The organism is Dyadobacter jiangsuensis, assembly GCF_003014695.1.
Classification (GTDB): Bacteria; Bacteroidota; Bacteroidia; order Cytophagales; family Spirosomataceae; genus Dyadobacter; species Dyadobacter jiangsuensis.
Window position 1 is genome coordinate 148,848 of sequence record NZ_PYAS01000004.1, and the last position, 19,480, is coordinate 168,327.

The following is a 19,480-nucleotide window of genomic DNA, read 5'->3' on the forward strand; positions in this document are numbered from 1 at the left end:
AAACGTATGTCAGGACGCTTTCACCCAGTCTTTGTATTCGGGATCGTATTTTTTGATGACACGCGCGGGATTACCCACAGCAACCGAATAGGGAGGCACATCCTTGGTAACGACGGCCCCGGCAGCGATTACCGAATGCCGGCCGATGGTAACACCGGCTGTGACAACGGCATTGGCCCCGATCCAGCATTCGTCCTCAATGACGATAGGTGCCACACTGACGCCTTGTTTGTGAATCGGTTGCTGGATGTCCTGATAGTTGTGGTTCAGTCCGCTTGCGACGATATGCTGGGCAAGGATTACATCGTTGCCGATCGTAACAGGGCCTATAATGACATTTCCCAGGCCGACAAGCGAGTTGGCACCAATACTTACAGCCCCCACGCCATTGTTGATTGTACTGAAATCCTCGATCATCGAATTGTCGCCGATCGAAAAGGGATTGAAAGGCAGCACGTCCATCCGTACCCACCTTCGGATGATCACATTTTTGCCCCTTTTATGAAAGAAACGGTTCAGAAATACCCGGACCCAAAGCCTAGGACGAGCCTGATTGGTTGGAATCAGCATCCAGTGGACAATTTTTTTTAGCCCCGGACTATTCCGGATTTGGGCAGATAACGACATTTTGCCTAGATTAGTAAGATGTAGTAATATTTTTACCAAAAGTATTTTGTATTGCCGCAAAGTCAAGCGAAACTGATTTTAAATAAATATTTTGTCCTTATATGCCGATAAAACATGCCGCTTTTGGGCTACTGCTTTTTTTGACGTTCCAAAGCGCCCGTGCTCAGGAATCTTTGAGTAAAGACGTGGACTACGCGTACCTGGATAAGTTGATAGCAGTCTGCAAGGCTAATTATCCTAAAATCAAGATGTACCAGGCGCATATCAATGCCGCGGAGACGGGCGTCAAAAAGGCGAAACTTTCGTATTTCGACATTTTTAACTTCTCCTATTTGTACGTTCCCAAAAACGACCGTGCGACGCCTGTGTCGGCTTCATTTCCATTTACTTACCAATTCGGTTTTTTTGTGAACATCGGGGCTATCCTGCAAAAGCCGGCCATGGTCAAGCAGGCAAAGAGCGAACTTGCCTCGGCCGAATACGATAAGCAGTCGTTTGACCTGAATATGGAAGCGGAGGTCAAAAAGCGATATTTCACTTATATCCAGAAAAAGGCGGTGTACCGGGTGCGCTCGAATGCGGCGCTTGATGTCGAAAGTATGCTCGAAAGTGTGAAGAAGCGCTTTGAAATGGGGCAGGAGACGCTGGAAAAATATAATCAGGTACTGGTAATGCAAACCGATCACGCGCAGAACCTGCTCAATACCGAAAGCGAAGTTTTGATTGCCAAAAGCAGTCTGGAAGAATTGTTAGGACAAAAATTAGAAGATATCAAATGACGGAGGTTGTACAGTTTCTAAGGTTACTGCAGAGGAATAAGATCACTCTTATCCTGGTCCCGCTGATCACCGTTATTGTCTGCTATTTTCTCGTCCGGCGTCTGCCGGATACCTACGAGTCGCATGCGCGCATCGCGACCGGGTTGGTTGACAAGACCGATCAGGTGGTAACCCGCGCCAGGGACGAGCAGGACCAGCAGATCGCGCGGAAGTTCGAAAGCCTGATCCAGGTTATGCGGTTGAAAAGAACGCTCGATCAGGTTTCATACCGGTTGATCCTGAATGATTTGAAAGGCTTGAAGGATTCCACCTGGCGTGAGCCGGTGCGGGAGCTGGAAGAAATGAGCAAGGCCGACAAAGCGAAGGCGATCGCGCTCATTACTCAGAAGTACCAGAAGCGCGAAGAGCTGTTTTTGTGGAAACCTGAGGAGAAGAAGCTGAACGACATTATCACCGAAATGGGCTATGGCGCAAATTCGCTGCGCGACAAGCTGATCATTTACCGCACGGGAGTAGGCGACTACATCGATATCGATTTCGAAGCGGAGCATCCGGACCTGTCTGCTTACGTGATCAATACGCTGGCGCAGGAGTTTATCTCGGATAACTCTTCCCGTGTGGTGGGGAACAACAAAAAGACGATCGACTTTCTGGCCAATTTCATGCAGCAAAAGTTGCAGGCACTGAATGACCGGATGAATACGTTGAAAAACTTCAAAATACAAAACCGGGTACTGAACCTGAACGAGCAGGCAAAGAGTATTTACGGGCAAATGGCCGATTTTGAAACCCGCCGTCAGATCGCACAGAAGGACATTATCGCCTACACCGCCGCTATCGGCAATATCGACAGGCGCTTCAACCCGACCGAGCGGAAGTATTTTGAAAGCGCATTGACGGATATCAACCAGAAAATCATCGCTACCAAAAGCAACCTGAAAGCGCTGAACGAACGCTACATTCTGAGCAATTTCGATAACCGGATGAAGTTCAGTCTGGATTCGCTGCGGAGCCGGCTTTCGGAGGAGATCAATGAGGCCACCGATAAATATGCCTACAATCCGATGGTGGTAAAGCAGGATCTGGTAACCCAGAAGCTGAGCATGGAAATATCGCTCGAACTGGCCAAAAACAGCGTAGCTTCGATCCAGGGCGAGCTCGACCGCCTGAATCGCAAGTTCGACGGCCTGGTGCCGAATGAAGCCAAGATCCAGGAGTATGAGACATCCATCGATATTGCAAGCAAGGAATACATCGAAGCATTGCAGCGCTACAATGAGGCCAGTCTTGAATTCAGCTTCCCCGTATACCTGCGCCTGATCGAGCGCGCGATGCCGGGTGAGGTGCAGGCCTCGAAGAAAATGGTGCTCGTGATCCTTTCGGGGGTGATAAGCTTCACATTCTGCGTGTTTGTGTTCTTTATACTTTTCTATCTGGACAAATCGATCCGGTACCCGCTGCAACTCGCCAACGAAACCGGCAAGCCGGTGCTCGGCTACCTGAATGTGCTTGACAAAGACTCGAACCTGAGCCTTTCAGGCATGAATGCGTCGGACGACAAAGCAGTACGGCTGTACAAGAATCTGGTGCGATCCATCCGCTACGAGCTCGATAACGAAATGGGTGACCCGAAGATCATCGCCGTTACGAGCCTTGGTTACGGAGTAGGCAAAACCCCGTTTGTGATCGCATTGGCGTGGGCATTTTCGAAAATCAACAAGACCGTACTGATTATTGACGGCAACTTCGCCCAGCCGGACATCTCCAAGTTGAACCCGGATAGCACCCCGTTTGAAAATTTTGTCAAATCCAATAACCTGCCGGAAGCAACGCCGGGGCAAATCACCATTTTGGGTGCCAAAACCGGTGATATTTCCGTGCTCGAACTGGCCGATGAGAAGGTGATCGGTGAGCGTTTGCAGGCATTGAAAACACGTTTCGATATTATCCTGATTGAAACCGACTCATTGCGAGCGATGAACCGGGCAAAGGAATGGGTGTCGTTCTCGGATCTGGTTGTTTCCGTTTTTGCCGCAGGACGCTCCATTGGCTCGGAAGATCAATCCAAAATACAGTACCTCGATGGCTTGAACGGGAAATTTGCGGGCTGGGTGCTTACCAATACCGAAAGCATTCCCGAGCAAGCCGGAAAAGTGGCTAAACCGGTAGAAGCATGAAAATCCTGGAATGGATAGGGCTGGCGATTCAGGCGGGGATCGGGTATAACCTCGTATTCCCGGTGTTTCTGCTGATGATTTATGGCCTGAGAAGGGCTGTAATAGCACGCAAGCCGGTCGTCGGCGGTACACTTCCCGATTACGGCATTATCGTGACGGCGTACGAGTACACGGCTCAACTACCGGCCGTGGTGGGCTCGCTGCTGCAACTGAATTACGACCGGTATCATATTTACGTGGTGGCCGATAAATGCGACATCAGCAATCTGCATTTTCCGGCAGATAAGGTGGCATTGCTTCGTCCGGAGCAGGTTTTGGGCAGCAATACCCGCTCGCATTTCTATGCGATCCGCCGGTTTATCCGTCCGCATACTCATCTGACGATCATCGATAGCGACAACCTCACCGATCCTGAATATCTGAATGAGTTGAATGTCTATTTCAACCAGGGCTATGAGGCTGTGCAGGGCGTGAGAGAGGCCAAGAACCTGGATACTACCTATGCCTGCCTGGACGCAGCGCGTGATATTTACTATCATTTTTACGATGGGAAAGTACTGTTCGGGGCGGGCTCTTCGGCTACACTGGCAGGGTCGGGAATGGCATTTACGACCGCATTGTACGAAAAGGTACTTGGCCATCTGGACGTAACCGGCGCCGGTTTCGACAAGGTCCTTCAAGAGGGCATTGTGAGCCGCGGCTACCGCATCGCATTCGCTGAGAAAGCCATTGTTTATGATGAAAAAACGACTGGCTCCGACCAGTTGGTCAAGCAACGTGCTCGCTGGATCAATACCTGGTTCAAGTATTTTTCGTACGGGTTTAAGATTCTTTTCAAAGGTATTACCCGTTTCAGCCTCAACCAGGTACTTTTCGGGTTGGTGTTGCTGCGGCCGCCTTTGTTTATTTTCCTGTTGCTTTCGGTGTTTTTTATACTGCTCAATCTGCTGATCGCGCCGGTGTTGTCGCTGGTATGGCTGATCGGACTGGTCGTTTTCGTGCTCGGTTTTTACATTTCGCTGAAAAGCTCGCCTACCGATCCGAAGATCTACCAATCGCTTGTGAATATCCCGAAATTCATGTTCTACCAATTGACGGCGCTGGTGAATGCGCGCCGCGCGAACAAGATTTCGGTGGCTACACGTCAGGAGGATAAGACTCGGCCTTAACGATCGGCTACTATGAAAATTTATCCGGATAAAAAGGTCAGCGAGCGGAAACGGGGCTTCAACGAGCTCACGCCCATGCAGCAAAAAATACGCCAGGCAGCATTGTTGCTTGCATTGGTGAGCGTGTTTATCTGGTTTTTTAAAATCCTGTTTTTTTAGTGGAGGACATTCAGATTCATATTCCCGGGAAAAGCAGCGAGGGGTTGAGCCGCGTGGAAAGACTGCGCGCGCTCTTTGATCGCAAACTCACGGGTTTGGTCATTTTACTATTAATCTCGGTCGCATTCGGGGCGCTGATCGCTTACCAGGGCATTATAGCCGGCGTAGGCATTTTGGCACTTATGTTTGGCCCGCCTGCCGTGTATGCCATTGTGGCGTTTCCCGAATTTGGCATTACTGTGCTGCTGCTGCTGGCCTATCTGCTGTTTTTTGTAGGGCGGCTGGGTGTGAATTTCCCGCTGGGAACGGTCATGGACGGTATTCAGGGGCTGTTGATCCTCGGTTTCTTCATTCACCAGAAACGCAGGCCCAACTGGAAGGTTTTCAAAGGGCCGATTAGTGTAATGATCCTGATCTGGATCGTTTACAACCTGATCCAGGTCGCTAACCCGTCGGCCGAGTCGCGATTGGCCTGGGTGTACACCATTCGTGCAGTGGCCATCATGATGCTGACCTACTTCGTGTTCATGTACCAGATCCGCACCATACAGTTCCTGCGGTTTTTGCTTAAACTCTGGCTCGGACTTGCGCTGTTTGCCGCATTGTATGCCTACAAACAGGAGTACATCGGCTTCTCCGGCGCGGAGCAGGCCTGGCTCGATTCGGAAGGCGTGGCCGATCTGCTTTTCATCGCCGGTCACTGGCGTAAGTTCTCCATCTTCTCCGACCCTGTCGCATTCTCGTACAATATGGTGGTGGCCAGTATTATCTGTATCGCATTGCTTACGTTCGTGAAGAAAACCTGGCAGAAAGTAGTGCTGGCCGTGATGATCGCGCTGTTTTTCTCGTCCATGCTTTTCTCGGGCACCAGGGGCGCATACGTGCTTATACCGGCTGCGATGGTGCTGTTCATAATTTTGCGGATCAACCGGCAGGTACTGATTTTTTCGGGTATTGCGGGGCTGTTTTTCGTTTTCCTGATTTTTGTACCCACTACCAATTCCAACATTGTCCGGTTCCAGACCGCGTTCAAACCGAACGACGATATTTCATTCCAGGCCCGTAAAAACAATCAGAAACGCATTCAACCTTATATTCTCACGCACCCGATCGGGGGCGGGCTGGGTGCCACGGGAGCGTGGGGGCAGCGGTTCGCTCCGCAATCGTACCTGGCCAACTTTCCGCCGGACAGCGGGTACGTCCGTATTGCCGTGGAGCTGGGCTGGGTAGGTCTGTTTCTGTTCTGCTTGCTGATGTTCTTTATTTTAAGAGAAGGTATCAATAACTATTTCCTGATCAGAAATCCGGAGCTGAAAACCTATTGCCTGGCGATGCTCCTGGTGGTTTTTGCTTATAATGTCGGCAATTACCCGCAGGAAGCGCTGGTGCAGTTTCCTTCCAATATTTATTTCTACCTGGCAGCGGCGATTATTAACATTACCCGCATGATCGACGAGCGGGAGCAGAAAGCGAACCGTACCGTATGAAAATCGCTCACCTGATACTCGCCCACGCGGCACCGGCTCAGCTGTCGAAGCTCATCAGCGCACTCGAATACCGGGATGCCTGGTTCTTTGTGCATCTGGACAGGAAGGCGGATATCGAGGCATTTTCCTTTTTGAAAGGACGTGAGCGGGTAATGCTCATTCCCGATCGCGTAGACGTGGGCTGGGGGGCATACAGCATCGTCGAAGCGACGCTTCGAGGGTTCCGGACGATTGTCAATTCGGGTATTGATTTCGACTATCTAAACCTGCTCAGCGGGGCCGATTATCCGTTACAGTCGCCGTCTGATATCCATGATTTTTTTGCCAGGAATACCGGAAAGAATTTCATGGAATACTATTCGGTCCGGAACGAATGGACGGAAGCAATTCCCAGATTAACTGAATATCACCTGACCGATTACAACTTTCCGGGGAAATACCTGGTGCAGAAATGGATGAACAGGCTGCTTCCGACACGCAGTATGCCCGAGGGGCTCGAACCGGTGGGACGTTCACAATGGATGAGCCTGACGCTCGATGCGGTGCGTTACGTATTGGAGTATCTGGATGGTCATCCAATGGTTACGAAGTTTTTCAAGCTGACCTGGGCTCCTGATGAGATTATATTTCAAACTATTTTGTATAATTCCCCATTCCGATCTTCACTCGTGAACGATAATTTGAGGTATATTGACTGGTCGAAAGGCCAGGCGAGCCCGAAAGTGCTCGCGGAAGAGGATCTGGAACGTATGTGGGCATCGGGAAAACTGTTTGCCCGTAAATTCGATCTCGCGCGGTTTCCGGAGGTGCTCGGGGAGGTCGACAGGAAAATTCAGGATCATCACTATAAGTAACCGAATCTCAACGAGGGTGGGGGCGTCAGCTCCCACGCATTACCTACCGCAATATGGATATTGTCATTACAGGACAACAGGCCTGGGATGTAGAAATCGGGAGTAACTGCAAGAACATTGCCTTGGAATTCAGCAAGAATCACAGGGTATTGTACGTCAATTCCCCGCTCGACCGCATCAGCCTGCTCAAAAATGCCGAGGATCCTAAAATCGGGAAACGCAAAAAAGTGGTGCATGGCAAAGCCGACGGCCTCGAAGAGGTGCAGCAGAACCTGTGGGTGCTCTACCCCGACAAAATGATCGAGTCGATCAACTGGCTGCCGGAAATGCTGTTTGATATTTTAAACAAGAGGAATAACCAGCTCTTCGCCGGATCGATTGCCCGTGCTGCGAAGCGGCTCGGCTTTACGGACTATATTCATTTCAATGACAATGATATGTTCCGCAGCTTTTTCCTGAAAGATCTGCTCAAACCGCGCCTGTCTGTTTACTACTCCCGCGATTATATGCTGGCGGTGGATTACTGGCGCAAACACGGCGCGCGGCTGGAACCGCAGCTGATCGCTAAAAGCGACCTTTGCGTAGCGAACTCGACTTACCTGGCCAGTTACTGCGCCAAATATAATCCGCGTTCATTTTACGTAGGGCAGGGTTGCGACCTCGACATTTTTATGGCGGGAAATCAGGCTGTCGAGCCCGCGGACATACGCGCGATCGCACATCCACGTATCGGGTATGTGGGAGCGCTGCAAAGCATCCGGCTGGATATGGAGCTGCTCGAATACATCGCGCAGCAGCGCCCCGACTGGAATATCGTGCTGGTGGGGCCGGAGGACAACGAGTTTTTACAAAGCAGCCTGCACAACCTGCCGAATGTAACCTTTACCGGCTCGCGCAACATTGCCGATCTGCCGGCCTATATCAATGCGTTCGACGTGTGCGTGAATCCGCAGCTGCTCAACGAAGTAACAATCGGTAATTATCCCCGCAAAATCGACGAATACCTCGCGGTTGGCAAGCCGGTGGTCGCAACTGCTACCGATGCCATGAGCGTATTCGCGGATCATGTGTACCTTGGAAAAGGAAAGGAAGATTACGTGAGGCTGATCGACCGTGCGCTGACTGAAAATTCGGAAGCGCGCACCGAGGCGCGCCGTACTTTTGCCAGCTCGCATACCTGGGAAAACAGCGTGGGCGAAATCTACAACGCCATTAAAGCTGTTTAAGCTGTACCAAACCCGTTTCCGCTTCTGCCTTCAAATCGATCAGCTTCTGATTCAGATCGCTGGTCCATTTTCCTTGTTTGAGCGTTGCTTCAAGCTCCTTGTACTGGTTGGCCGTATTGAGTAGCCCGACAGAGAATAATGAGGAACGGAACTTGTGAATCGCCTGGCGAAGTCGTTCCAGATCGTTGGCTAGCGATGCTTCGGCGATGTTTTTAAGCTGCACCTGGCTGTCTTTGTCAAACAGCGCGATCAACTCGTCGCGTAGTTCGTGATCGCCTCCTGTGATTTCGGCGAGATAGTCGAGGTTTAATATGGAGTCTGTCATTTTAGTTTGCGGAGGTTGCTGAGTAAAATTTTGGGGTTGTGGTGCTTCGTAATGTTCTTTGTTTCCAAGATGTGCAATGGTATATAAAAGTTCACTTTCCTTAAATGGTTTCGAAATATAGCTGTTGGCGCCGATACTGAGGCATTCTTCTTTCTCTCCGACCATCGCGTGCGCCGTCATGGTGATGATCGGAATGGTGGTGGAAATGGTCCGGCGGATCTCCTTGATGGCCGTGTAGCCGTCCATGACCGGCATTTGGATATCCATTAAAACCATATCGAACGTTTCCTCCCGCAGTTTGTCGAGCGCTTCCTGGCCATTGTTTACGACCGTCAGTGGGATATTCAGGCGTTCGAAAATGGCTTTCAGGAGTTTCTGGTTAAGCGAATTATCTTCCGCCGCCAGAATTTGCAGAGAACTTACCGATGCAGCAACGTCGATTTCTTTTTCCAACTCCTCTTCCAGCTCGGCTTCTTTGACGATCCTGAATGGAAAATCCATCGTGAAGACAGTGCCCTTGCCCAAATCGCTTTCGAGGTTGAGGGTTCCCTCAAAAAGTTGTACCAGCGACTTTACAATGCTCAGTCCCAGCCCGGTTCCGCCAAATACCCTGGTAGTACTTTCCGTCGCCTGAACGAACCGGTTGAAAACTTCTTTGAGTTTATCTTTCGGGATCCCTACGCCGGTGTCTGCCACGCGGAAACGGATATTCTGGATCTCGTTCACCGGCTCACCAATCGGCTCAACGTGGAGCTTCACGCTGCCGCGCTCAGTAAATTTGACTGCATTGCCGCAAACGTTCAGTAATATCTGGGTAAGTCTTAGTTTATCGGTCTCAATGAAGTCCGGCAAGCCGTCTTCCAGTACGGCTTCGTACGCAATGTTCTTCTCCACGGCGCGGTGGTGCATAATCGCCGAAATCGAGTCGACCAGTTCGTGGATCGATACGGGTGTTTTTTCGAGATGAATCTGCCCGGCTTCGATCTTGGAGAAATCGAGGATATCGTTGATCAGTTCCAGCAGGTTTTTGCCCGCATATTGAATATAACCTACATATTCGAGGCTTTTCTGATCCGTAACCTCGCCCAGAAGCAGGTTCGTAAACCCGATGATGGCATTCAGCGGCGTGCGGATCTCGTGGCTCACATTCGAGAGGAATATGTCCTTCACACGCACCGACTTCTCGGCCAGGATCCGCGCTTTTTCAAGCGTCGCCTCATAGTTGGCGCGTTCTGTAATATCCCTGAAAACCGTAATGGCGCTTTTGATCTGCCCGTCGAGACCGATCACGGGCTGCACGCTGGTTTCCAGGTGGTATATTTTATCGTTCTTGACGAGGTCAATTTTGTTTCCGGCGAGTTTTTCGCCTTGTAATGCGCGTGCAACCGGCAGCGTATCGGCTGAGAACCGGACGTGGTACCGGGTAGGATCGAGCAGTTTAATGCGGGTAACCTGCTCTTCGAGCGTTTCGGGCCGCTCGCCGGCTACACCCAGGATTTCCCGCCCCGATTCGTTCAAAAGCTCGATTTTCCTTTCGTTATTAATAACCATCACCCCGTCCGGAATGGCTTCCAGGTACTGGCTCATTGTACGCTCCCGTTCTTTGATTTCCTTCTGGAACTGGCGTTGCTTCCGTTTGTCGAGGTTCAGAAACACGATGGAAAGGATTGTAAGTACAAACCCGACGGCGCCCGTCAGCAAAATGAAAAGGATAGAGTTCTGCTGGGTATCGGAAACCAGCTTGCGCCGCTGGTCCATGTTGTGGTTCTCGTAATCCTCGATCTCGTTGATCTTTCGCGTCAGCAGGTTATTCAGACGGATTCCTTCTCCCTCCTGTATTTTGGTAAAAGCCTGCTCGGTACCCTGGGTACGGTAAATGCTGATCACATTCTGCGAATAGAGCACGATCTGGCTGGAAATTTCGAGTAACTCTTTGACGCGCTTGGTCTGGACATCGTCGTCCTTCACAAGGTTGAAGAGCGTGTCGGTAATGCCAACCAGCTGGATCTTTTTGTTGTAGTTGTCGGTCAGCAGGTCGTTGTTCTGCGTAATCAGATACCCGCGCATGTTCGACTGAAAATCCTTCGTGACGAGCCCGAAATTGGCCGTCTGGTTCAGCACACCGATCGTCACGTTCAGCCGCTCGTTGTTCAGCGACAGGTCGCGGACATTTTTATAGGTAAAATACTGGGAACCGAAGATCAGCGCCAGTCCAAGGTAAATGCTCGCGTAATACCATCTGAATGAGTCATTTGTTATACGGGTCGGCATATCTCAGGAGTGGGAACGTTGGGTTTTGTGGCACCAAGATCGGAATAAACCGAGATTATATTCAGGTCAGATAATCAAAATTAAATTTCAAGTGCCGGTAAAGGTCCCGGATTTGTTTTATCGGGAACCGGTCGGTCTGCCGCCAGTTTTCCCTCGACATGGTACTGGGTTCAGATTCGGAGTTTTTCTGTACAAACAGTCCTGTATAATCCTTGTAAAAATAGGCCTTACCATGATTTTTTAGGAAAGACATCATCATACTGTACTCGGTGAAGTCGCCTTTCCGGCCTTCAATATATCTTCCGAACTTCTCAAAAAAATTGCTCCTGCGCAGGTGCGGGTGATCGCTGTATGCGTAAAACTTGCGGTAGCCGGGCTTCCACACTTTGAAATCCATTTCGTAGTACCCGTTACGCGGGTTTTTCAAATAGGGATATTCAAAATAGGCGTAGAACCGCACCACATCGTTTTCCGGCTTTTCGCGCATAATGGCCAGCGCATGGGTAAAGCTTTCCGGGAAAATGGCGGCCGGTGTGAAATCTTCCTGCACGTACAAGGTCAGCGGCGTCTGCACCGCATCCTGGCCTTTGTTGATATTATTGCCCAGCCCCCGGTTCTGAGGTGTGGTAATGAGCCTGAACTCGTGCTTTTTCTGCAATTGAAGCAGGTAGTCGACGTGCTCGGGCTTGCTGCCGTCGTCGGACACGACAATATCGCCGAACCGGCAGCCTAGCGCTTCAAATGAAAGAAGCAACTGTTCCAGCGACTGGCTCCGGTTGTAATGGGTGATGAGCAGTGTCACCTCCCCGAAGAAGTATTCCTTGTTCATGTGGGCAGTCTATTTCATGAAAACCAGGTCCAGCGTGTTTTTCATCCAGCGATAGCGCAGGTAGCCTAACCGGGCCAGCTTCACCAAGGGGTTCTCGCTCAGTTTCCAGTTGGCGCGCTCCATGGTACTGGGCTCGTCGGAGGAGTTTTTTTGGTAAAATAATTGGGTGAAGTCATTGTAAAACAACCCTTTCCCCTTTTTCTGTAAAAAGCTGACGGCCATTTTATATTCCGTGAGGTCGCCTTTAATGCCTTCGGGATAGCGGCCGAACTTTTGCAGGAACGTGCTCCTGCGCAAATGCGGGTGATCGCTGTAATAGTAGAATTTCAAATGGTTCATATCCCAGAACCGGTACACCATTTCCGAATAACCCTTCTTGAAAGGTTTCAGGGTAGGGTAGGCAAAATAGGCATAGAACCGTACAATATCCCATTTGGAATCTTCGCGCATGAACGTGAGCGCGTCCTGGAAATGCTCCGGGAAGATGTCGGAAGGCTGGAAATCCTCCTGTACATATAAGGTATACTCCGATTGCACCGCATCCTGCCCTTTGTTGATATTGTTGCCAAGCCCGCGGTTTTTGGGCGTAGTAATGAGCCGGAAACGGAAGCGGCCTGTGAGCGCCTGCACCTGTTCGAGGTGTTCGGGCTTGCTGCCGTCGTCGGAAACCACAATATCGGCAAACTGGCAGCCCAGGGACTCGAATGTTGCCAGGAGCCGTTCGAGCGAGCCGCTGCGGTTGTAATGGGTGATCAGTAAAGTTGTATCGGGGAAATGGTGCTGCATCATATTACGAGAGATAGTCGCGCATGCCTTGCAGTTGTCGCTTGGCCCGATTGAAGAATGCTTTGGAAATGCTCCCGTCGTCGAGCAACCGGCGTGGCGAGGTGAAAACCGTCGCTTTGGAACTGGTAACCTGTTTGAGATCGCCTTCTTTTTTCAGGTTCAGGGCCATGCGGCCGTCTTCGGCTTCGTTTTGGAAGTCACTTCCCACGATATTGGCATAGACCCGTGAGCCGCTCACTTTGAATCCGCCTGTTCTGCGGCCTACCTCGGTCACAAAGCCCATGTTGAAGCCATAGACATTCAGATATTCCCGGTTCTTCTTCCGGATCTGAATCATCAGCCCGGCGAACTTTTCGTAAAGCCAAAGTCCTGTCCGTCCCTGCCCGGCAGGTGGTATGAATGCATAATTGCCGTACACCCCCGTGATATCCGCATTTTTTGCCATGGGTTCGACCATGAGGTCGATCCAGTCGGGCGGATAGAAGGTGTCCGAATCGGCGCAGAGGTGGAATTTTCCGCGGGCATGGTCGAGGCCCATTTGACGCGCAAAAGGGGTGCCCTGGACGGTTTGCAGGTAATTCCGCACGCCCAGCGTGTCGAGCACCTTCTGAGTGCCGTCGGTGGAGTTGTTGTTGACGACGATGATCTCGACCTTATACCGTGTGTTGCTCGCCGAAAGCGACGACAATGTCCGGTAAATGTTGTTCTCCTCGTTCCAGGCAGGAATTACCACCGAAACTTCCGGGCTCTCATCCTTGAACCGGCTGATCCGTTCCCGCAAGGCCTGAATTTCGCCTTCGGTAAGGTCTGCGAAGCGCTTGTTTGTAAAAAGGTGCGGTAAAATCCATTTAGGTAAGCTCAATAAGCTCATATTCTGGCAATCAGTAGGTTTTGTACATCTTCACAATCAAGCTGGCCCATGCGGCGGGCAGTTGGGAGGAAAGTTAAAACATTATTCCTGCTTTGCGCAAAAATATTGTAAAATTACTTCGCATATTGCGTCTGGTTCCAATCTTGCTTACGTCCGGATGGCCTTTCAGCTTTTACAGAAACTAAGGAACAAACATTTTCTTTCGTTGGCCGGAAACGGCATTATGTCGGTGTTGGGGATGCTCAACATGATCATCCTGTACCGTGCGTTGCCTGTGGCGAGCATCGGGATGTGGGTGTTCTTTTTGTCGATATTGCTCCTGGTCGACACATTTCGGTCGGGTTTCCTGACCACCGCATTCATCAAATTCTACGCGGGCGCCGGCGAAGCGCGGAAGCGCGAGGTGGTGGGCTCGGCTTGGTTCATTGGTGGCGCGATCACCGGTATCCTGGCGCTGATCAACATTCCCGCGTTCCTGTTTTCGGATTGGTTTAAGAATCCTTCGGTCGTGCTGTTCGTCGAATGGTTCGGCATTATTTACATTGCTTCGCTGCCGTATTTCATCGCATCCTGCGTGGTGCAGGCCGAGCAGCGATTCGATCAGCTATTGTGTATCCGTTTCCTGAGCCAGGGGTTTTTCATCATTTTTGTGATGGTGATGGCATTCACGAAAACCGCCAATCTGCAAAATATCATCTATGCCTATTTGGGCGGCGCCGCACTCACGAGCATTTTTACGATCGTGATGGGTTGGGCCAGGCTGGCCAATTTCAAGGACCGTACCAGCGAATGCATTAAGGAAATTTTCCATTTTGGTAAATTTTCGGTAGGTACTACATTAAGTTCCAATCTTTTCGGGACCTCCAATACCATGATTATCAACTTCATGCTCGGCCCGGCCGCATTGGCGGTGTTCAATCTGGGGCAGCGGCTGATGGAGATCATTGAAATACCGCTGCGCAGCTTTGCCGCTACGGGTATGCCCGAGCTGTCGGCTGCCTACAATGAGGGCAACCGGCCGAAGGTGATCGACACCATGAAGCGTTATGCGGGCCTGATTACCATGGCGCTGCTGCCAGCCTGTATCGGCGCGGTGATCCTGGCCGATGTGGCCATTCATATTATAGGAGGGGAGAAATACATTAACTCAGAAGCTGCCAATATCATGCGCCTGTATATGACGTTCGCGCTGCTGTACCCGCTCGACCGCTTTTTTGCATTGACACTCGACGTTATCCATCAGCCCAAAATCAATTTCATCAAAGTCCTGATCATGCTTGCGGGTAGCGTTATCGCTTCCGTGAGCGGCATTTACCTTACCGGCAGTATCTACGGCGTGGCGATTGCCGGCGTCGTACCGACGCTCATCGGTGTGGGAATCGGGTACTGGGGGCTCAACCGTTTTCAGCCTTTCAGCATTCTCAGCGTATTTACGACGGGTTATGCCGAGGCGGTCAACCTGGTCAGGGTTTGGTGGGGGAAGCTGATGGTTCACAAGGCACAATAAAGGAATATGCTGAATAAAATACTCAGTCTGGTAGTACTGCTGCGGTACGGGAAACTGCCGTGGGAGCACCGGTATTTTTACCGCGACACGCTCCGTTGCCAGGTGCAGCAGTGGAAATACATCTGGAAGGATTACGTAAGCCGGAAAAAATACAAGAAGCTGGCATTCAGCGGCGAGTTCGCCCCGGAGCTGCAATTTGTGCTGCCATTTGCTTATTGGCATTACAAAAACGGCACGCTGGAAAGTACCGTTTCTTCGAAATACACCAAAGAGCTTTATTTTTTCTCTCCCGATCACCGGGAGCAGTTCGATACCCGCTCCAACGAAGGGAACTATAATTTCGAAATGCCGCGGATTCTGTATAGTCAGGATTACGATATGTCGAAATGGATCCCCGTGCCATTGAAAGAGACTTACCGCAACGACGTGTATGTCTACGAAAAGCCGATCCTGATCATTGCCAACCGCTACAATATGGAATGGGACGGGCCGCCGGTGAGTTTTTACAGCGTCGAAATGCTCGCATTCATCCTGGAAAAGCTGAAAAGCAAATACACCGTCATTTACAACCGGCCACGCCCGCAGCATATTACGATGGACAACTCCGACATTTACGATATGGACGAGTTCAGCTGGCTCGCCGCCGAGCATCCGGACGTGATTTTAATGGAGAATCTGTTCAGAGAGAATAAGGCCGGGGCTAATAATTTCAACCATTTGCAGCTGATGGTATACGCCAACGCCAGTCATTTTATATCAATTCACGGGGGCACCGCAACGCTGGCAAGCTATTTCGGCGGTACCAACCTGATTTTGTCGAAAAAAGGGCCGGAGCATTATTTCAAATGCTTCCATAAGCTCTACCCGCAGTTCTCGGGGGCGAAAATCTTGCATGCCAAAACCGACGACGAGGTAAAACAGTACGTCGAGGCGCATTTCTGATGGTTATGGAGGGAAAAAAGGATTACTGGCTCAAATCGGGGTTTATCAATATCGTCCAGAACTTCTCGGGCGTGTTCTTCGGCTTCGCGGGCTTTTATTTGCTGGTGCGGCTGCTTACCAAGCACGATTTCGGGGTTTGGACGCTGTTCATTTCCACGACCACCATCCTGGAAGCCATCCGCAGCGGCCTCTTGCAGAATGCGCTGATCAAATACATCTCATCGTCGGATTCCAAAGAACACCCGGCCATTATCACGGCCTCTTTTGCGATCAACGGCATTGTGCAGGTCGTGTGCATTGCCGCCATACTCATCTTTTCGCCCTGGCTGAGCCGGCTCTGGGACGCGCCGCAACTGGTGGAAATGATGTACTGGTACATTGGTATCTACCTGCTTTCCGGTTTGCAGGCGCAGTTTAACGGTATCGAGCAGGCGAACCTACGCTTCAACGGAATCTTCGTGACGACCATCATCCGGCAGGGCGTATTTTTCACATTCGTACTGGTTTGCTACGTTTTCAGCTTTTCGGTCGAGCTGGTTTTCCTTGTATGGGTGCAGATTGCGAGCGCGCTTGCGGGCATGCTCATCGCATACAGCCATGCGCGTACACACCTGGCATTATCCGCGCACGTGAGCCGGGAGTGGATGGGCAAGTTGTTTGGCTATGGTAAATATGCTTTTGGTACATTAATCAGCTCGCTGCTTTCGGGTACCATCGACCAGATGATGCTGGGGGCAATGCTTTCGCCCGCGGCTTCCGGGGCATTCAATATCGCCGTCCGCATTACCAACCTGATCGACATTCCGGGCAATGCCGTAGCGACGATCGTGTTCCCGCAGAGCGCCAAGCGAATGGAGTCGGAGGGCAAGGGAGCTATCAAGTATTTGTATGAAAAATCGGTAGGAACCACTTTGGCATTGGTGGTGCCGGTAGTAATTTTTCTTTACCTGTTCTCCGGCATTGTAATTACGCTGATCGCCGGTGAAAAGTATGCCGATTCGATCCCATTGCTGCAAATAACCTTGCTCTACTGTCTGCTGATCCCATTTGGAAGGCAGTTTGGAACGATACTCGACTCGATCGGCAAGACCCGGGTTACGTTTTTTGTGGTGATAGGTACAGCAAGTCTGAACCTTTGCCTGAATTACTTTTTCATCCGCCAGTGGGGTGTAGTAGGTGCCGCCTACGCGACATTATGCTCCAATATCGTCGGTTTTGCAGTAGCACAGGTCATTTTGAAGAAGGAGATCGGCGTGAATGTATTGAACACGTTCGTGTACATGTACAAATTCTATCCTGAGTTCCTTGACAGGTATTTGCGACCGATGTTGAAGGCTAAGTCTTAAAAACCAGCACATTATGGTAGGTGTTTACTTTTCCGGCCGGCTTGGCAACCAGTTGTTTCAGTACTACTTCCTGTTGTACCTGAAAACCAGGAACCCGCGTTTGACCTATTTCTTCCCGAACCCGCACCACGCTTACCTGAGCAAGTATTTCGATCTGGGCAGCTACCATAACCTGACACTAGGCTCGAAGCTGTATTCGGGTTTTACGCGCGTCATTCCGAAGCTAATGGGGTTCAAGGCGGTGCACGTTCATAATTTTTTCAGCCCAAAGGAATTTACACCGAAAAGCGGACAGATGTATTACGGCTATTTCCAGTCCGATTTTTACATCAAACACTTGCCCGCCGGTACGTTACCAAAGCTGAAACCGGAATTTGAGCAGGCTTTTGATGAAAGGTACGGCCAGGTTTTCAGGCATGAGAAAACGGTGGTGGTGCATATCCGCCGCACCGATTATTTGTCTTACGGCAAACGCGATATTTCGCTGCCTGTGGAGTATTTCCAAAAGCAGCTCAATTCGATCGAAAACCTGGATGAATACAAGGTCTATTTTGTGAGCGACGATATGGATTTTGTCAAAACCGCATTTCCTTCGCGCGCTAACTTTTTCTTTGTCTCTAATTCGGAGATCATCGATTTCCAGCTGATCATGCACGCCGATATCGCCATTATTTCCAACAGTACTTTTGCCTGGTGGGCGGCCTATATGTGTCCGAAAAAAAATTACGTGATCGCCCCAAAAAACTGGTTTGGCTTCCGAATTGGCCGCGAACACCCCAAAGGCATCATGACCGACCGCTTTGAATGGCGGGATGTATTGTAAAAATTTCTAAATTACGACTGCGCCCGGCTTCGGGCGGGCGATCTGATGTAAATCTATCGAATACGCTTTGCTAATGAAACTGAAAGGACATCAGATCATAATTTTTGGCTTACCCCGATTTGACTCACCTATTGAATCCACCAATTACACGACGGCGAAGCTGCTCGCGCGGGAAAATCAGGTGTATTATATCGAGAATCCATTTACGCTGAGGGACTTTTTCAGGCTGCGTAAAACGCCCGAATACCAGCTCAGGAAGGAGCATTTCTCGCTCACCGGGCATTCGCTGATCGAGACTGATATTCCCAATCTGAAAGTGATCATTCCCCCGATATTGTTGTCGGTGAACTTCCTTCCGGAAAATGGCTTGTTTCGTGCCGCATTGAAATTCAACGAATTCCTGATCCGCCGCAAGCTGAAAAGCATTCTCAAAGCGTACAAGATCAGGGATTATATTTTTATCAACTCATTCAACTTTCACTATCCTACGCTCACCGACGGCCTTACACCGAGGCTGAAAGTATATCACTGCCTCGATCCGATGGTGCTGCCGTTCAACCGCCGTCACGGCGTGGTTTCCGAGGACATTCTGGTGAAGCAGAGCGATGTGGTGATTTGCAGCAGCAAGCAGTTGTATGAGGAAAAGAAAAAACAGAACCCGTACAGCTACTTTGTGGCCAATGCCGCGGACCTGGGCCATAGCAGCAAGGCATTGAACCCGGATTTGCCCGTCTATCCGGCCATTGCTGCATTGAAAAAACCGGTAATCGGTTACCTCGGCGCAATCGAGCGCCGGATGGATTATGATTTGCTGCAAAAAGTCATTTTGGCTAACCCCGATAAAAGCTTCGTATTCGTTGGCCCGGTTTCCAGGGAATTCGTGCCGGATTGGTTCTTTACGGCCGAAAACGTGCATTTTCCCGGATCGATCGATTACGACAATATGCCGGCCGTGATTAAGGGCTTCGATGTAGCACTGATTCCGTTCAAAAAGGACGAGGTCAGCAGCAGCATCTTCCCGTTGAAGCTTTTCGAATACATGGGCGCAGGCAAGCCTGTGGTGGCCATCGACTTCAATCCGGATTTAAAAGAGTTTACCAAAGGCGCGGTAACATTTTGTGACAATGCCGAAGGCTTCTCGAATGCGATTAATACTGCATTACAAACCGACAATGCGGACCAACGCAAAACGCGCGTGACAATCGCTGCTGAAAATACCTGGGAAAACCGCGTCGACGCCATTGCGGATATCATTCACTACCATCTTGTGCAGGTGATTCAGCCTTGAATGACTGCTGACGG

17 protein-coding genes are annotated in these 19,480 nt (G+C 50.5%); 12 read left to right on the forward strand and 5 right to left on the reverse strand.

All coding sequences use genetic code 11. From position 1 onward, the window contains the following. Nucleotides 1–9: 9 nt before the first annotated feature. The gene (locus tag CLV60_RS09080; RefSeq protein ID WP_229210887.1) at nucleotides 10–486 is read right to left on the reverse strand and encodes an acyltransferase; all 477 of its coding nucleotides are present in this window, start codon (nucleotides 484–486) and stop codon (nucleotides 10–12) included. 242 nt (nucleotides 487–728) lie between these two features. Here CLV60_RS09080 and CLV60_RS09085 point away from each other — a divergent pair, with 242 nt between their 5' ends. From CLV60_RS09085 to CLV60_RS09110, 7 genes are read left to right on the forward strand one after another with little or no spacing between them, the layout of a single operon-like run. Further along, nucleotides 729–1,406, forward strand: coding sequence for a TolC family protein (locus CLV60_RS09085; RefSeq protein ID WP_106595076.1), 678 nt, complete (start codon nucleotides 729–731; stop codon nucleotides 1,404–1,406). Next, nucleotides 1,403–3,583 (forward strand): exopolysaccharide transport family protein, encoded by a 2,181-nt coding sequence (locus CLV60_RS09090; protein WP_106595077.1) that lies wholly within the window; start codon nucleotides 1,403–1,405, stop codon nucleotides 3,581–3,583. The genes CLV60_RS09085 and CLV60_RS09090 overlap by 4 nt, the downstream gene beginning before the upstream one ends. Then, nucleotides 3,580–4,752 carry a glycosyltransferase gene (locus tag CLV60_RS09095; RefSeq protein WP_106595078.1) on the forward strand — a complete coding sequence of 391 codons (1,173 nt, stop codon included), beginning with the start codon at nucleotides 3,580–3,582 and terminating at the stop codon, nucleotides 4,750–4,752. Before CLV60_RS09090 ends, CLV60_RS09095 begins: the two co-directional genes overlap by 4 nt. A 12-nt stretch (nucleotides 4,753–4,764) precedes the next feature. Continuing rightward, the gene (locus tag CLV60_RS34220) at nucleotides 4,765–4,911 is read left to right on the forward strand and encodes a hypothetical protein (protein WP_170118753.1); all 147 of its coding nucleotides are present in this window, start codon (nucleotides 4,765–4,767) and stop codon (nucleotides 4,909–4,911) included. Next, nucleotides 4,911–6,398, forward strand: coding sequence for an O-antigen ligase family protein (locus tag CLV60_RS09100; RefSeq protein ID WP_106595079.1), 1,488 nt, complete (start codon nucleotides 4,911–4,913; stop codon nucleotides 6,396–6,398). Before CLV60_RS34220 ends, CLV60_RS09100 begins: the two co-directional genes overlap by 1 nt. Beyond that, nucleotides 6,395–7,252, forward strand: a complete 858-nt coding sequence (locus CLV60_RS09105; protein ID WP_106595080.1) for a beta-1,6-N-acetylglucosaminyltransferase — start codon at nucleotides 6,395–6,397, stop codon at nucleotides 7,250–7,252. The genes CLV60_RS09100 and CLV60_RS09105 overlap by 4 nt, the downstream gene beginning before the upstream one ends. A gap of 53 nt (nucleotides 7,253–7,305) precedes the next feature. Next, nucleotides 7,306–8,478 (forward strand): glycosyltransferase, encoded by a 1,173-nt coding sequence (locus CLV60_RS09110; protein ID WP_106595081.1) that lies wholly within the window; start codon nucleotides 7,306–7,308, stop codon nucleotides 8,476–8,478. On the opposite strand, the gene CLV60_RS09115 is transcribed toward CLV60_RS09110, so the two are convergent. The 4 genes from CLV60_RS09115 to CLV60_RS09130 form a co-directional block, all read right to left on the reverse strand. Further along, nucleotides 8,465–11,074 (reverse strand): response regulator, encoded by a 2,610-nt coding sequence (locus tag CLV60_RS09115; RefSeq protein WP_106595082.1) that lies wholly within the window; start codon nucleotides 11,072–11,074, stop codon nucleotides 8,465–8,467. The genes CLV60_RS09110 and CLV60_RS09115 overlap by 14 nt on opposite strands. 61 nt (nucleotides 11,075–11,135) lie before the next feature. Beyond that, nucleotides 11,136–11,903, reverse strand: coding sequence for a glycosyltransferase (locus CLV60_RS09120; protein WP_106595083.1), 768 nt, complete (start codon nucleotides 11,901–11,903; stop codon nucleotides 11,136–11,138). A gap of 9 nt (nucleotides 11,904–11,912) precedes the next feature. Then, complete coding sequence (locus CLV60_RS09125) at nucleotides 11,913–12,689, reverse strand: glycosyltransferase family 2 protein (protein ID WP_106595434.1); 777 nt, start codon at nucleotides 12,687–12,689, stop codon at nucleotides 11,913–11,915. Nucleotides 12,690–12,693: 4 nt separating this feature from the next. Further along, nucleotides 12,694–13,560 (reverse strand): glycosyltransferase family 2 protein, encoded by an 867-nt coding sequence (locus tag CLV60_RS09130; RefSeq protein WP_106595084.1) that lies wholly within the window; start codon nucleotides 13,558–13,560, stop codon nucleotides 12,694–12,696. Nucleotides 13,561–13,717: 157 nt separating this feature from the next. Here CLV60_RS09130 and CLV60_RS09135 point away from each other — a divergent pair, with 157 nt between their 5' ends. The 5 genes from CLV60_RS09135 (at nucleotide 13,718) to CLV60_RS09155 (ending at nucleotide 19,466) form a co-directional block, all read left to right on the forward strand. Continuing rightward, nucleotides 13,718–15,067 carry a lipopolysaccharide biosynthesis protein gene (locus CLV60_RS09135; protein ID WP_106595085.1) on the forward strand — a complete coding sequence of 450 codons (1,350 nt, stop codon included), beginning with the start codon at nucleotides 13,718–13,720 and terminating at the stop codon, nucleotides 15,065–15,067. A 6-nt stretch (nucleotides 15,068–15,073) separates the two neighbouring features. After that, nucleotides 15,074–16,009 carry a hypothetical protein gene (locus tag CLV60_RS09140; RefSeq protein ID WP_106595086.1) on the forward strand — a complete coding sequence of 312 codons (936 nt, stop codon included), beginning with the start codon at nucleotides 15,074–15,076 and terminating at the stop codon, nucleotides 16,007–16,009. Nucleotides 16,010–16,014: 5 nt separating this feature from the next. Next, entirely contained in the window at nucleotides 16,015–17,355 is a 1,341-nt protein-coding gene (locus CLV60_RS09145; RefSeq protein WP_106595435.1) for a flippase, read from the forward strand. A 13-nt stretch (nucleotides 17,356–17,368) separates the two neighbouring features. Beyond that, the gene (locus tag CLV60_RS09150) at nucleotides 17,369–18,178 is read left to right on the forward strand and encodes an alpha-1,2-fucosyltransferase (RefSeq protein WP_106595087.1); all 810 of its coding nucleotides are present in this window, start codon (nucleotides 17,369–17,371) and stop codon (nucleotides 18,176–18,178) included. A 73-nt stretch (nucleotides 18,179–18,251) separates the two neighbouring features. Then, entirely contained in the window at nucleotides 18,252–19,466 is a 1,215-nt protein-coding gene (locus tag CLV60_RS09155) for a glycosyltransferase (protein WP_106595088.1), read from the forward strand. The last annotated feature ends 14 nt before the right edge of the window (nucleotides 19,467–19,480 follow it).

Coding starts and splice junctions, on each gene's coding strand:
- CLV60_RS09085 (WP_106595076.1), top strand. CDS start 729: ATGCCGATAAAACATGCCGCTTTTGGGCTACTGCTTTTTTTGACGTTC.
- CLV60_RS09090 (WP_106595077.1), top strand. CDS start 1,403: ATGACGGAGGTTGTACAGTTTCTAAGGTTACTGCAGAGGAATAAGATC.
- CLV60_RS09095 (WP_106595078.1), top strand. CDS start 3,580: ATGAAAATCCTGGAATGGATAGGGCTGGCGATTCAGGCGGGGATCGGG.
- CLV60_RS34220 (WP_170118753.1), top strand. CDS start 4,765: ATGAAAATTTATCCGGATAAAAAGGTCAGCGAGCGGAAACGGGGCTTC.
- CLV60_RS09105 (WP_106595080.1), top strand. CDS start 6,395: ATGAAAATCGCTCACCTGATACTCGCCCACGCGGCACCGGCTCAGCTG.
- CLV60_RS09110 (WP_106595081.1), top strand. CDS start 7,306: ATGGATATTGTCATTACAGGACAACAGGCCTGGGATGTAGAAATCGGG.
- CLV60_RS09115 (WP_106595082.1), bottom strand. CDS start 11,074: ATGCCGACCCGTATAACAAATGACTCATTCAGATGGTATTACGCGAGC.
- CLV60_RS09120 (WP_106595083.1), bottom strand. CDS start 11,903: ATGAACAAGGAATACTTCTTCGGGGAGGTGACACTGCTCATCACCCAT.
- CLV60_RS09125 (WP_106595434.1), bottom strand. CDS start 12,689: ATGCAGCACCATTTCCCCGATACAACTTTACTGATCACCCATTACAAC.
- CLV60_RS09130 (WP_106595084.1), bottom strand. CDS start 13,560: ATGAGCTTATTGAGCTTACCTAAATGGATTTTACCGCACCTTTTTACA.
- CLV60_RS09135 (WP_106595085.1), top strand. CDS start 13,718: ATGGCCTTTCAGCTTTTACAGAAACTAAGGAACAAACATTTTCTTTCG.
- CLV60_RS09140 (WP_106595086.1), top strand. CDS start 15,074: ATGCTGAATAAAATACTCAGTCTGGTAGTACTGCTGCGGTACGGGAAA.
- CLV60_RS09145 (WP_106595435.1), top strand. CDS start 16,015: ATGGAGGGAAAAAAGGATTACTGGCTCAAATCGGGGTTTATCAATATC.
- CLV60_RS09150 (WP_106595087.1), top strand. CDS start 17,369: ATGGTAGGTGTTTACTTTTCCGGCCGGCTTGGCAACCAGTTGTTTCAG.
- CLV60_RS09155 (WP_106595088.1), top strand. CDS start 18,252: ATGAAACTGAAAGGACATCAGATCATAATTTTTGGCTTACCCCGATTT.